Source organism: Gardnerella sp. KA00127 (genome assembly GCF_049244125.1).
GTDB lineage: Bacteria > Actinomycetota > Actinomycetes > Actinomycetales > Bifidobacteriaceae > Bifidobacterium > Bifidobacterium swidsinskii.
On sequence record NZ_CP058377.1, the window covers coordinates 415,445 to 429,035 of the forward strand.

The following is a 13,591-nucleotide window of genomic DNA, read 5'->3' on the forward strand; positions in this document are numbered from 1 at the left end:
GAAAGTTATTTGAAAAGTTAGTGAGTAACATTATGAATGGTGAAGTAATTTCTTTATGTGCTCGAGCGAAACTTGCAATATTGCGCAAACCTCGACGTAACGCAATAATTGTGCTGATTATGACTCTTGTTTTAAGTGCGCTAGTTTCACAAGCTGGTATCAGTGCTTCTGTTGAGGGTGCTAGGGATCGTATTCAATCCAGTATTGGTTTAGGTTTTACTGTACGAGCAAAAACTCGAGGTGAAACTCTTCCAGAGCAAAGTAATACAAATTCTAATTCTGTTGCTACGTCTAATTCTCCAATTCCACAAGATTTGGGCGCGAATGAAGGAATTGACTCTAGTCAAATTCGTAAATTTGCTGCGATTTCGGGCGTAAAAACTGTAGTGGAAGAGCGCGATGTTTTAGCTGTGCCTGTTGGAAAGCAACTTGTGCTTCCTGCGCAGGGTCCAAGACTAGACGATGATGTTTTGGCTCATGCTGCTGGAATTACTGGCACAACAGATTCTCGATTGTCTCAGGGTTTTCAAGAGGGATTATACCGTTTAGAGCAGGGTGAGCATATTACTAATCGTTCTTCTGGTAGAGCAATAGTGCATCGTGATTTTGCTAAGAAGAATAATCTTAATATTGGTTCTACTATAATTCTTAAGCAGGGGTTTAATGTAAAAGTTCGTGTTGTTGGCATTTTTGCCGGCAAATTGCAAACTAAAGGAGCACTTCCTTCGGATACTTCAGAAAATCGCATATTTACTGACTTAAGTTCGGCGTTGTCTTTGGCTGGCTCTTCTAAGCGAGGTGTTTTGCGCTGTGTTGTCGAGCGTTCTGATTTATTAGCTAGTGCAATACGGGAGACTAAAAGTATTGCTGGCAAGTGGGCGGATGTAGAGCAGAATGCTTCGCAATTGTCTGATGTAATAAGCTCGGTTAACTCTGTGCAACAACTTGTGCGAATGATTTTTGTGGCACTAAGTTTTGTTGGTATTTTAGTGCTTGGACTTGTATTAGTGTTCTGGGTTAGAGGACGTATGCACGAGATTGGCGTACTTATGTCTATTGGATTATCTAGAGCAATAATAGTTAGTCAATTGCTTGTTGAAATAACGATACTCAACATTGTGTCATTCGTCATTTCGCTAGGCTTCGGTGCTGCTTTTTCTGGCGTTATTGGGTCTGCGATTTTGCATAGTGCTGATTCGTCATTTATTGCGGATGGTATGCCAGTATTGCCATTGTTGCAAACTCTTGCTGCTTTTGTTATTGGTTTGCTTATTTCAATAGTCGCATTACTTGTTGCAGTGCTGCCAATATTAATAAAGAAGCCTCGGCAAATACTAAGTGCTATGAGTTAGCAGAAATATAGTTGCGTATGTGAATTTTCTACTAAAAACACAATCACAAACAGCGCAATCGTATAAATGAAACAAATCTTATAAATCATATTTAAATTATGTAAAAATAAGGAGCTTATTATGTCGGATTTATTGCAATTAAAAAATGTGAAGTACACTTACGGACCTGCAAATATTGCGGTACTAAATGACGTGAATGCAGATTTCGAAATTGGCAAAATGTACAGTATTATGGGAGCTTCTGGAGCAGGAAAGTCTACTATGCTCTCGCTTTTAGCTGGATTAGATACTCCGTATAGTGGCGAAGTGCTTTTTAACGGTGAAAATATTGCAAAAACGGGATATGTTGAGCATCGCAAAAAACATATTTCACTTGTTTTCCAGAATTTTAATCTTATTGACTATTTGACGCCATTAGAAAATTTGCGATTAGTAAATTCACATGCTGATGTTCAAGTGCTAATAGATCTTGGATTAACTGAAGAAGAAGCAAATCGTAACGTCACTAAACTTTCTGGTGGTCAACAGCAGCGTGTTGCAATTGGACGAGCTTTAGTATCTTCTGCGCCGGTAATTTTGGCTGATGAGCCTACTGGAAGTCTTGACCCTGCAACGACTAAAGAAGTTATTGCAATATTAAAAAATGCTGCTAGAGAGCATGGCAAATGTGTGATTGTTGTTACTCATGATTCGAAGGTCGCCTCTCAAGCTGATGTAAAATACGTGCTGAAAAATAAACAGCTAACGCGACAATCTGCTTGAGCGCCAAAAAGCCGACCCCACGAAATCGTAGGGCCGGCTTTTTCGTTAGAGTAGCTTAGCTTATCTTAACTTAGCTGCAAATTAGATGTGGAAGTAAAGCTCATACTCGAGTGGAGTTGGAGCCAAGCGAGCCATATCCATTTCCTCATGCTTCAAATTCAGCCAAGTTTCAATCAAGTCGCTAGTAAATACGTCGCCTTGCATAAGGAAGTCGTGATCCTCTTCCAAAGATTGCAAAGCTTCACCAAGCGAAGAAGGAACTTGCTTAATGCCGTCATGCTCCTCTGGAGGAAGCTCGTACAAATCTTTATCAACAGGGGCAGGAGGCTCAATATGGTTAATAACACCATCCAAACCTGCCATAAGCTGAGCGGAGAATGCTAAGAATGGGTTGCATGAAGGATCCGGTGCACGGAACTCAATACGCTTAGCAGCAGGTTCTGTACCAGCAAGAGGGATACGAATAGCTGCAGAACGGTTACGAGCAGAGTAAACCAAGTTGACTGGAGCTTCGTATCCTGGAACCAAGCGATGGTAAGAGTTAAGCGAAGGATTCGTAAATGCAAGCACAGAAGAAGCGTGCTTAATCAAGCCGCCAATGTACCAACGTGCAATATCAGAAAGTTGAGCGTAGCCAGTTTCCGCATAGAACAATGGCTTGCCATCTTTCCAAAGCGACTGATGGCAGTGCATGCCAGTGCCGTTATCTCCAGCAATTGGCTTTGGCATAAATGTTGCAGCCTTACCAGCTAAAGCAGCAGTTTCATGAACCACATACTTGTATTTCATCAAATCATCGCCAGCATGAACAAGCGTATTGTAACGGTAGTTGATTTCCTGCTGACCTGCGCCGCCGACTTCGTGGTGAGAACGCTCAAGAATCAAACCAACTTTTTGCAAGTTGTAAACCATGTCATCGCGCAAATCCTGATTGTGATCTACTGGTGGCACAGGGAAGTAGCCGTGCTTTACGCGATTCTTAAAACCAATATTGTTGCTACCGTCATCTTCAGTGTCGATGCCAGAATTCCAAGGAGCTTCGTTAGAATCAACCTCATAGAAGGAGCGCTGCATGTCGTTAGCAAAACGCACCTTGTCAAAGATGAAGAACTCAGCTTCAGGGGCAAAGCTTGCAGTGTCAGCAATGCCAGTTGATTTCAAATAGGATTCTGCTTTAATAGCGACCTGACGAGGATCCCTAGAATATGGCTCATCTGTTACAGGGTCAACAATAGAGAAAGCAACATTCAGAGTCTTATGCTTACGGAATGGGTCAATATAAGCAGTGTCAACATCTGGAATAAGCTTCATATCTGATTCGTTAATAGCCTGGAAGCCTTGCATTGAAGAACCATCGAACGCCATTCCATCAGTGAAAGCGCTGTGTAAGAACTCGTCAGCAGGAACAGTAAAGTGCTGCTGAACGCCAATTAAATCAGTAAATCGTACGGATACGTACTCAATGCCTTCCTTTTCAATAAGGGCTGCGGCATCTTCTTTAGTTTGCAAAGTGGTCATGGTCACCATTCCTTTCTTAAAAAACCCAGTAATGAGTTTATGACTATGAATGCCATTTTGGATTTCAGCGACTCGAATATCTCGTTACGTTTGTGTTACATAATGTTACGTGTAGTTGCGTAGATGCGCATAATTGCAATCGTTTAGTAGGAAATAGTAGAAAATTGTAATAAATAGTAATAAATAGCGTAACTATTAAGTATTACAAAAATAGTTACCATTACATGCCGCTAATTCGCATTCATCAGTTCGCGCAGTTACAATAGTACCTATGAATTACCAAGAGCAAGAAATGCATGAATATAAGATGCATGAGCATATTAAGGAAAGTGAAAATAAGCTAGATTTAGCTTCACTTTTCCCAGCTAAAGGCGATGACAGAAGGCCGCCAGATTGGCTAGGTCGTGCACTTATTTACGTTGCAATTATTACTTTTGTGTCTATCTTCCTATGGTTCGCTTGGAATAGCATTTCATTCATTGTTTTCGATGTTGTGATTTCTATTTTTATTGCGCTCGCAATGGAACCGCTTGTTGTTCGGTTAATTAAGCATGGTTGGAGGCGAGGAGTTGCTTCTGGCTTTACGCTAACGGGCTTGCTTGTTGTAATTAGCTTGCTACTTGCTTTGTTTGGTAATTTATTTGCTCAGCAGGTTGTTTCAATGGTTATGGGCTTGCCTGATTTATACAATCAATTTGCAAATTTTGTGCTTCACTATACCGGTTTTAAAATGCCTAATATTGAGCAGCTTGGCATGGAAATTTTGAAGCATGTGCAAACATCTTGGGTTGTTGATTTTGCTGGCCAAGCACTTAACACAACATGGGGATTGATGACTGTTCTGCTTGATTTACTTACCATTATTATGGTTACGTATTACATTTCTGCAGCAGGTCCGGCTATGCGTCGTAGCATGTGCCGTTGGATGAATCCGCAATCTCAGCGTCGTTTCCTATTTATTTGGTCAGTTGTTCAAGAGCAGATTTCGAGCTTCTTATTTTCGCGAATTATTTTGGCAGCGATTAACGCAGTGGGTACCGCAATTTTTCTTATTGTAATGAATATACCGTATTGGCTTCCGCTATCCTTATTCTGCGGAATTGTTTCGCAGTTTGTGCCTACAATTGGTGGCTATTTGGGTGGAGCTTTGCCTATCTTGGTTGCATGGGGTTCCAATGGTTTTGGTGCGGCTGTTGCAACATTAATTTTTATTACGATTTATCAGCAAATTGAGAACATGGTTATTTCGCCGAAGATTTCCGAGAAGACTATGGATCTGAATCCTGCAGTAGCTTTTATTTCAGTTCTTGTAATGGGCGCTGTATTTGGTGCTCTTGGAGCATTTTTGGCTTTGCCTGTGACTGCAAGTTTGCAAGCAATTTTTAGAGTATGCACGAAGCAATATAGTTTAGTTTCTTCTCCGCTTATGAACGATCCTCACCCTGATCATACTTCTATTATTGTTCGTTGCGTTGAAGCGATTGGCCGTAAGTTCATGAATCCAATGAGTGAAAGTGTTCATCGTGTAATGAAAGGCACAAGCTCTCGCATTTCTCTGAACGAGGATATCCTATATTGGTATAAGCAAGCTTATGTGTCAGACTCTGACGATGCGAATGGTAGCAAAGTTTCTTCTATCGATTCTGATCAAACTGACGTATTGGCAACAATGCCAATTTCGCGCGAAATATTAGATGCCGTAAATAAAGATATTGCAAAGCGTAAAGTAGATTCTGAAAATAAGGATTCTTCTAAAGCAAAATTGCAAGTAGGCGAGTCTAAAATAGTAAAAAATACAAAAAATAATAAAAGTAACGTAAAAAATAATCCACGGAGCGGATGGAAGCGATGATTCTTCTATCAATATTTGATGTACTAGTAATACTTATTGGCATAAGCGGTGTTGTGTATCAAGGTGTTTGTGCTGTTGCATCTTTATTCGCTAAGCCTATTGTTTTTCCTGAAGCACCAATGGATAAGCATTATGCTGTGCTTATTTCTGCGCGCAATGAGGAAGCTGTTATAGGTAATCTTATTCATTGCATTCAAACTCAAACATATAGACAAGATTTTATTGATATTTGGCTTGTTGCAGATAATTGCACTGATTCTACTGCGCAGGTTGGCCGCAATTGCGGTTGCAACGTAATTGAACGTTTTGATAAAGAGCATATTGGTAAAGGTTATGCGCTCAGCTATCTTCTCGATCATATTATGAAAATTGGTGCGGATAAAGTTTATGACGCATACTTTGTTTTCGATGCAGACAATAAACTTGATCCGCATTATTTTGAGGAAATGAATAAAGGTTTCCACGCAGGATATCAAATTTTAACCAGCTATCGTAATTCCGTGAATCTTTCAGATAATTGGGTTTCGTCTGGCTCTGCACTTTGGTTTATTCGAGAATCGCGATTTACTAACAACTCTCGAATGCTATTCGGTTCGAGTTGCCATGCTGGTGGAACTGGATTCATGTTCTCGCGTGAGATTATGCACAGAAATAGCGGATGGAAATTCCATCTTCTTACTGAGGATCTTGAATTTACTATGGATGCTATTCTTCACGGAGACAAAGTTGGATATTGCGGTTCTGCAGTATTGTATGATGAACAACCTGTGTCGTTTAGGCAGAGCTGGAGGCAGCGTCTTCGTTGGAGCAAGGGATTCTTGCAGGTATTTCGTTACTATGGAGCAGCTCTTATTCGACATGGTATTCGCGAAAGAGATTTTTCGTCGGTTGATTTTACGCTTATGCTTTTCCCATTTATGGTTTTGGCTGTTGCAAGAATAATACTCGGGTTTATTTTTGCTGCATTTGGATTTGTAACATGGATGAGTCAAATCTATTCAATGATTAACTTCATTACAACTACTGTTACAAGTGTTTTAGGCATGATGATATTTGTGTCGCTCACTATTTTAGTTGAACACGATAAGCTTGGTGCAACGAATAAGGAACTATTTGCGTACGCTCTTAGCTTCCCGATTTTTATGCTTTCGTACGTGCCTATTGCGTTCCAAGCTATTTTCTCAAAGAGCGAGTGGAAGCCGATTCAGCACACTGGTCGCTGAGTGCTCTTGCTTATTGTGGCGCGAGTTTTGGGCTGGTGTTTGGCTGGCGTGTTTCTGAAGTGGCTGTGAGTGGTGGGTGTTACTAGCGCGACGACATGCTTGAGCGCAGCATTGTGCGCGCGAAAGCAATTCGGAGCGTGAGCTTGCTCAGGCGGAAAGTCCAGTGGACTTTCCGTGCAAGCTCAGCCGAACGGCGATTAGCCGTGAGGACAGCGCTCCGCTCTTATACCTTATTTGGACTTAGCGGTTGCGTAGTTAAGTTTAGTTTTTTAGTTACTTTCTTTCAAAGATAGTATTCGTCAGCAAGATTATTACTATCGTTCCGCTTTTATATTGCTCGACCAAGCAACACTCACCCCTCACTACTAGTAAAGTCGCTAGTGTTTTTTGGTGTGGTAAGAGTGCCTGGAGTGGCGAATGCAGTAGCACGGATGCTAGTGTTCGCTAATCAACAGGTAATCAACGTCTGCAGAGCACAACTGCAAAACTTCATAAGCATGCAAACATTCAATCAGTGCGAAAAATCTCAAATCTCTACCACACGAATATGAAGGTAGCGTGCGGATAGTGCTGGCGTTGCGATTGCGCAAAAATTGCGGGTATGAGATAATAGAAGCCTTGATATAAGCGTGTGATTGCGCAATTAATGTAGTGCAATGCGTGCGTTTATCTGTATACTGCGAGGTTTCTATGGTAGATTCTATTCCGTCTGAATATCCGTCCGAGTATCCGTCCGGAAATACTTTTGCTAGCAGCGTTCCAGTTTTTGGCGCAAACACTTACGACGCTACTAACGAAGATGTTCCAGCGGTTTCTATTAGCGGATTTGTTAAGACTTTTGGCAAGAAAGTTGCTGTAGATAATCTTTCGTTGAGCATTCCAGCAGGCTCTTTCTATGGATTAGTCGGCCCGAATGGTGCTGGCAAAACTACTACGATTAAAATGCTTACGGGCTTGCTTATGCCAGATGCTGGCTCGGCTTCGATTTTTGGCAACGATGTTTGGAGTGACGTAAATCGCGCTAAGCGCGCAATCGGTTTAATGCCTCAGGCCGACGAGATTTTTAAGACGATTACTGGCCTTCAGCTTTTAACTTACGCTGGCATGCTTCGCGAGATGAGCCGCGCTGAGGCTGTTCGTCGCGCGAACGATTTGCTTTCTGCATTCGACTTAACAGAAGCTGCAAACACTATGGTTTCGGACTATTCAACTGGTATGACTAAGAAGATTTGCCTTGCAACAGCTATGATTCACAGCCCTCGCGTACTTGTGTTGGACGAGCCTTTTGAGGCAGTGGATCCTGTTTCTAGCGCAAATTTGAAGGATATTCTTGCCGAGTATGTTTCTACTGGCGGAACGGTGATTATTTCTTCGCACGTTATGGAATTGGTTGAAAAAATGTGCTCGCACGTGGCGATTATTAACGAAGGTCATGTTGCGGCTGCTGGCACTCTTGAAGAGGTGGCTCAGGGCAAAGATCTTGAAGATCGCTTTATGGAGCTTGTTGGCGGACGTCACGCAGCTGCGCGCATCGACTGGCTTAACGGCGGCAATAGCGCAACACCAATCGCAAGTAATTACAACGCGTGAGCGAAAGGCGGTAAGTAATTATGTCTATGATTTTTACCATGGTTCGCCTTCGCTGGGCGCTTACTTTTTCTGTTATGCGAAAGTCAATTTGGCAAAAAATTGGCTTTGCTATAGCAATTGTTTTTGGACTTGCGCTTATATGCGCTCTTGGTTTTGCTGGCTGGGAAACTGGCAAGTACATTAATCCAGGAATGCTTGCAGATACTAAAAATTGGCAGGAATTCCAATTGGCTCCAATAATGGTTGCGTCGATTGTGTCAATTTTTACGCTGTTTATAAACGTGTTTATGTTTGGCAGCGACACAACACTAAAATCGCGTAGTTTTGCGCTTTACGGCATTCCTTACGTAAAGCAGCAAGCTGGCATGCTTCTTGGCTCTCTTTTTGGAGCGCTTTCAGTAAGCTGCACAATCGCGCTTGCTTTGTGGTCTTTAGCGTACAGAAGCTTTGGAATTGTGCCGGTTTTAGTCAGCGTAATTGCAGCTCCGCTTTACGTTGCAACAATCGTGTCTTTAAGCAAAATGCTTATTGAGCTTTTGGATACTATTTTAATAAACAAGCGTTCAAGAAACATTTTTTACTTTGCCATTTTTATAGCGTACATGATTTTTGTTTCATCAATGAATACGCATAGCCCTTCGCCAAATGGAATTGCGCTAGGCACAAGTTTCTGTGCTGCGTCCGCTTTTACACCATTAAGTGCAGCTATGGCTTTGCCGCTCGATGCTATTAATGGCAATTGGCTTGCTCTTGCTATTCGCTTCCTTATTTGCGTTGTAACGATTGCTGCTTGCTTTGCAATCTCTGTATTTTGCGCAAAATTAGAGCCGAAGTTGCTTCGTGGTGAGCAAAAAACAGTTGTTAAAACTAAGGGAATCGGCTTGTTTGCAGCAGTTCCAGACAACACAGTTGGTGCGATTATTGCGCGAATTATTAGCGTTATGAGAAGAGATATGCGTCAGCTATTTTTGCTTATTGCGCCGCTTTTTATGCTGGTAGTTGCAGGAGGAAGTAGTTTTAAGGCTAAAGGATTTGATTCTCTAACAGATAACTTAGGTGTTTCTGGATGGATGATGTATGCTGCTTTGCTTATGGGCATGGTTGTTGGAAACAATATTGCTTACGATGGCACAGCTTTTACTATGCATGCGATTATTGGAGTAAAAGGTTTGCACGATCGCTTAGCGAACGCAATAGTTTGGTCAGTGATTTGCGCTGTTTATTTTGCGATTATTGGAGTAGGGGTTTACGTTTTCCTTTTCTTTGTAGCAAATGTTAAGCAAAATGTGAATGCAGTTATGTTCCAAACTCTTTGTCCAATTGGAATAGCTTTTGCTTCCATAGGCATTGGCTTAATTTCTTCGTGCATTGCAATGTACCCTGTGGCATCAATCGAAAAGCCATTTTCTAGGCCGCAAGGAAGTGCTGGCGGGCGAAGTTTTGCAGCTATAGGCTTTATGCTTCTTTCTGTAGTTTGCATGATTCCTTCGGTTGCGGCTGCGATTGCGTTTATGATTCTTGCGCCGCAACTGCTGTGGATTGCAAGCATTTTGTTTGTAGTAAACGGCTTGATTGTGCTGGTTGTTGGCGTGATTCTTGGTGGCAAAGTAATGGATAAGCGCATGATTCGCATTGTTGAAAACTTGCGCAGATTTGCGTCGATTACTGCGTAACTTACGCACGCTTTGTTGCAAGCGCAATGTATAGTTAAGCGCGGTATTTGCAATCGGATTTAAAGGTGTGCTCGCATGGAAAGTAGTAAAGGCTTAAACGATGCCTTAAATATTCCTAATGCGAGCACGCCAACGCAAAGCGGCGAACCCAACAAAAGTATCGAGCCTAAACCAAGTAATGAACAAAAACTAAGTAGTGAATCTAAATCAAGCAGTGAGATTAAACCAAGTAGCGCACAGAAGAAAAGTAAATACGCTGCTATGGTTTTAAGAAGCCAATATCCTTCTCGTTGGCGATTGCTTATTGCATTTATAGCAGTTATAGTTAGTGCAGCAATTATTTTTACTTATTTTTTGCTTGACGTATACGATATTCTTCCTGGTCCTTTGACGTTGCGAAAACAACATTATGCTGTAACTGTTTCTTCTCCTAAATCACTTTTGCGAGTTAAATCACTAGCTAAAGGCGTGACTTATGGTAAAGAAATAAATCATTCGCAAGCTCAAAAACTTATTAACGAGTTGGTTTCCGATGCTTCTATGAGTAGCAGCACTTCAGCAGTAATTATGGATGCTAATGGGCGAGTAGTTGCTTCACATGAGCCAAATGCTTTAAGAGAGCCAGCGTCAACGCTTAAAACTTTAACTGCTAGCGTAGCTTCTCGCACTCTTGACATGGGTTCAACTCTTGATACTCAAGTATTTTTGTTGCCTAAAACAGGCGGTGAACCAGAACGAGCTTCTAGTACGAATGCTAGAAAGCTTGTGCTTCGCGGCAATGGTGACATGCTTCTTGGCGTTGGAGAAAACGATTGGCACCATGTCAATGGCAGAGCAGGTTTAACGACATTAGCGAGAAGAACAGCCAACGCGTTGAAGCTTGAAAATATTCACACAGTTTCTTTAGCTGTTGATGACTCATTGTTTGGCGCAAAACGTGCTCCTGATTTGATTTATGAAACAGATGTTGAACGCCGCTTTTATGCTCAAACGTCATCTTTGGCTATAGATGATGCTCGTCAGCGTGACCTTTCAGTGCAAGGTGTTGACGCTGACGCTATGACAGATTTTCCGCTTTCTGATCCTCATCCTGCTTTAAGTGTCGGTCATGTTTTTGCTAAATTATTAAGCAAACAAGGAATAGTTATAAGTAATTATTCTAATAAAACCGCTTCTGATGAAAAAAATTCCGGTTCAGGCTCGTCTGCAGATGATTCTTCTGAAAACAATAAAGATTCTGAAAATGAAAATAAGTCTGCACAATCTGAAAATCTTGTCATACCAGTAAGCGAAACTCAATCGTTAATATCATCTAATTCGCGTTTAATTGCACAAGTTTCTTCTGCACCTTTAAACGAAATAATGGCATATACGCTTCGTATTTCAGACAACACATTGGCGGAAGAGTTTGGTCGTTTGACTGCGCTTGCAACTCACAAATCCAACTCTCCGGAGGGTGCAGTTCAGGCAGTAAAAGAGGGATTGCGCAAGCTCAATATCGATATACGTGGTTTGCACATGTCTGATTGCTCAGGCTTGTCTCCAAAATCAAGGTTGCGCGCAACAACGCTAGCTCAAGTACAAGTGCTTAATATTAAAGCCGATTCTGGAGGTGCTGCAGCTGCTGAAGGATTGTCTCTTCCTGGTTTAGTTGGAACAGCAAGAAAGCGTTTGGCGGATGAATCTTCTGCTGGTATGCTTCGCGTAAAGACTGGTTCTTTAAGTGAAGTTACTTCTATGGTTGGTAATGTATCTAGGAAAAGTGGTGGAGTGCTAACTTTCGCTGTTGTTGCGAACCAGCCAGCTGATATTTGGGGAGCGTTCGTAGCGATTAATAAGTTTATGGCAGAATTGCCAAAACTATGATTTATGAGTTGCAATTTAGCGTTATTGGCGCGCTACACTAGAAGCTATGGTGTATTCTTCTCGCATACGCGCAGGAATTGGCGCAATCAAGCATTGTTTTGACGAACTTTCATTATGTGCACAAGACGCGCGTTTTTCCGAACATGGCAATCACGCGACAGATGTTGATGCTCCTTTGGTTCTTATTGCGTGCTCTGGAGGTAGAGATTCTCTTGCACTTACAGCATTGAGCGTGATTGTGTGCGCAAGTAGGGGTATTCGTTGCGGCGTCGTAATAGTAGATCACCATTTGCAGCCACACTCAACTGAAATTGCCAATACTGCTGCTAAACATTGTTTGCAATCTGGAATAGATGAAAAGTACGTGTATATTCAATCTGTGAACGTTGAAGATTCGGGAGAAGGCGAAGAATCTGCTGCTAGGAATGCTAGGTATCAAGCAATTATTGAGGTTGCTAAAAAGCAGCAAGCTGCAGCCGTGCTTCTAGCTCATACTGCAAATGATCAAGCAGAAACTGTAATGATGGGGCTAAAAGATTCTGCAGGTTTAGAAGCAGTTGCTGGCATGAAAGCAGTGACATTGCGTCAAAACGTGCTTTTTGCAAGGCCTCTTATTAAGCTTAGTAGAGAAGATACTACTGGTATTTGCGAGGATTTAGGCATTTCATGGTGGGATGATCCTACAAATGGTGACGATATTTCGAAAAATGAGGAACTTTCAGAAAATTATCCATTGAGATCTCGAGTTAGACACACGTTAATGCCTTATATTTCGCGATTTTTTAATGCAAATATGGTTACTTTGCTTTCTCGTGGAGCTGAAATAGCTAGAGACGATCTTGACTATATTAATTCTCAAGTTGACGAAGCTAGTTCACAAGTGATGGAATTTGATAAAAATGCGAAAACTGTTAGGTTAAAAGCTGAGAAGTTAGCGCAATATCATCCATCAATTCGTAAACGAATTATAGTGCGTGCGTTAAGCGAGCTTGGTCTGCGTTTCTCGTCAAGTCACATATCGGCAGTGGACGAACTATGTACAAAATGGCATGGTCAGAAGCCTTTTTCGCTGCCAAATTATTACGAAGCGACTCGGCTCTCGCGCAATATCGTCATTCGCTTATGCAAAGATAGTGAACATGCAAATTGCAGATATACGAGATGACATCGACTATGAATTAATTAGCCACGAAGACCTTATGAAGCGTATTCGTGAAGTCGCTAAACAAGTAAGTGAAGATTACAAAAACAGTAATGTTTTGCTTGTTGCAGTTCTCAAAGGTGCTGTAAATACTCTTGCTGTATTTTCGCAAGAATTAAGCATTAACGCATCAATGGACTTTATGAGCTTGTCTAGTTACGGCAGTGGCACTCAAACTAGCGGACAAATCACTGTTCGCGAAGATTTAAGTACTGATGTGCGTGGTCGAGATGTGCTTATTGTAGAAGACATTGTTGATTCCGGTCGCACGCTAGCTTGGCTTGTAGATGAGCTAAAAGGTCGTGGTGCTGCAAGTGTAAAAGTTTTTGCATTGCTCAGTAAGCCTGCACGTCGCGAAGTAGACGTACAAATCGACTACTCGGGCTTTGAAATTCCTGATGCATTTGTCGTTGGTTTCGGAATGGACTACGACGAACGCTACCGCAATCTCAATAGTATTGCGGTATTAAAGCCATCAGTGTATGGTGCTTGATTTTATAGATTCTATTCAGAATTTTTATATAAATTGAGGAGTTTGAAAGGAGCCTTATTAC

10 protein-coding genes are annotated in these 13,591 nt (G+C 41.7%); 9 read left to right on the plus strand and 1 reads right to left on the minus strand.

Going from position 1 to position 13,591, the window contains the following annotated elements; genetic code table 11:
- Positions 1 to 32: 32 nt before the first annotated feature.
- Together HXT48_RS01510 and HXT48_RS01515 are read left to right on the plus strand one after the other, a co-directional pair.
- Positions 33 to 1,352, plus strand: coding sequence for an ABC transporter permease (locus tag HXT48_RS01510; protein ID WP_004109382.1), 1,320 nt, complete (start codon positions 33 to 35; stop codon positions 1,350 to 1,352).
- 120 nt (positions 1,353 to 1,472) lie between these two features.
- Complete coding sequence (locus HXT48_RS01515) at positions 1,473 to 2,114, plus strand: ABC transporter ATP-binding protein (RefSeq protein WP_004109384.1); 642 nt, start codon at positions 1,473 to 1,475, stop codon at positions 2,112 to 2,114.
- Positions 2,115 to 2,195: 81 nt separating this feature from the next.
- Here HXT48_RS01515 and glnA read toward each other — a convergent pair whose 3' ends face one another.
- Entirely contained in the window at positions 2,196 to 3,632 is a 1,437-nt protein-coding gene (glnA, locus tag HXT48_RS01520; RefSeq protein ID WP_004109385.1) for a type I glutamate--ammonia ligase, read from the minus strand.
- Between the two features lie 271 nt (positions 3,633 to 3,903).
- Here glnA and HXT48_RS01525 point away from each other — a divergent pair, with 271 nt between their 5' ends.
- From HXT48_RS01525 to hpt, 7 genes are all read left to right on the plus strand, one after another.
- The gene (locus HXT48_RS01525; protein WP_004109386.1) at positions 3,904 to 5,484 is read left to right on the plus strand and encodes an AI-2E family transporter; all 1,581 of its coding nucleotides are present in this window, start codon (positions 3,904 to 3,906) and stop codon (positions 5,482 to 5,484) included.
- Positions 5,481 to 6,707, plus strand: a complete 1,227-nt coding sequence (locus HXT48_RS01530; protein ID WP_033888470.1) for a glycosyltransferase family 2 protein — start codon at positions 5,481 to 5,483, stop codon at positions 6,705 to 6,707. Before HXT48_RS01525 ends, HXT48_RS01530 begins: the two co-directional genes overlap by 4 nt.
- 690 nt (positions 6,708 to 7,397) lie before the next feature.
- Positions 7,398 to 8,297, plus strand: coding sequence for an ABC transporter ATP-binding protein (locus HXT48_RS01535; protein WP_102703224.1), 900 nt, complete (start codon positions 7,398 to 7,400; stop codon positions 8,295 to 8,297).
- Positions 8,298 to 8,317: 20 nt separating this feature from the next.
- Positions 8,318 to 9,970, plus strand: coding sequence for a hypothetical protein (locus HXT48_RS01540; RefSeq protein WP_421793118.1), 1,653 nt, complete (start codon positions 8,318 to 8,320; stop codon positions 9,968 to 9,970).
- A gap of 75 nt (positions 9,971 to 10,045) precedes the next feature.
- The gene (locus tag HXT48_RS01545) at positions 10,046 to 11,836 is read left to right on the plus strand and encodes a D-alanyl-D-alanine carboxypeptidase (protein WP_421793119.1); all 1,791 of its coding nucleotides are present in this window, start codon (positions 10,046 to 10,048) and stop codon (positions 11,834 to 11,836) included.
- A gap of 46 nt (positions 11,837 to 11,882) precedes the next feature.
- A complete protein-coding gene (gene tilS / locus HXT48_RS01550) occupies positions 11,883 to 13,001 on the plus strand; it encodes a tRNA lysidine(34) synthetase TilS (RefSeq protein ID WP_421793120.1) in 1,119 nt (372 codons plus the stop codon).
- Positions 12,976 to 13,530 (plus strand): hypoxanthine phosphoribosyltransferase, encoded by a 555-nt coding sequence (gene hpt, locus HXT48_RS01555; protein ID WP_033888468.1) that lies wholly within the window; start codon positions 12,976 to 12,978, stop codon positions 13,528 to 13,530. The genes tilS and hpt overlap by 26 nt, the downstream gene beginning before the upstream one ends.
- Positions 13,531 to 13,591: the final 61 nt, after the last annotated feature.

Bases quoted from the DNA above. Each gene is read 5' to 3' on its own strand.
- HXT48_RS01510 (WP_004109382.1), top strand. From the start codon at position 33: ATGAATGGTGAAGTAATTTCTTTATGTGCTCGAGCGAAACTTGCAATA.
- HXT48_RS01515 (WP_004109384.1), top strand. From the start codon at position 1,473: ATGTCGGATTTATTGCAATTAAAAAATGTGAAGTACACTTACGGACCT.
- glnA (WP_004109385.1), bottom strand. From the start codon at position 3,632: ATGACCACTTTGCAAACTAAAGAAGATGCCGCAGCCCTTATTGAAAAG.
- HXT48_RS01525 (WP_004109386.1), top strand. From the start codon at position 3,904: ATGAATTACCAAGAGCAAGAAATGCATGAATATAAGATGCATGAGCAT.
- HXT48_RS01530 (WP_033888470.1), top strand. From the start codon at position 5,481: ATGATTCTTCTATCAATATTTGATGTACTAGTAATACTTATTGGCATA.
- HXT48_RS01535 (WP_102703224.1), top strand. From the start codon at position 7,398: ATGGTAGATTCTATTCCGTCTGAATATCCGTCCGAGTATCCGTCCGGA.
- HXT48_RS01540 (WP_421793118.1), top strand. From the start codon at position 8,318: ATGTCTATGATTTTTACCATGGTTCGCCTTCGCTGGGCGCTTACTTTT.
- HXT48_RS01545 (WP_421793119.1), top strand. From the start codon at position 10,046: ATGGAAAGTAGTAAAGGCTTAAACGATGCCTTAAATATTCCTAATGCG.
- tilS (WP_421793120.1), top strand. From the start codon at position 11,883: ATGGTGTATTCTTCTCGCATACGCGCAGGAATTGGCGCAATCAAGCAT.
- hpt (WP_033888468.1), top strand. From the start codon at position 12,976: ATGCAAATTGCAGATATACGAGATGACATCGACTATGAATTAATTAGC.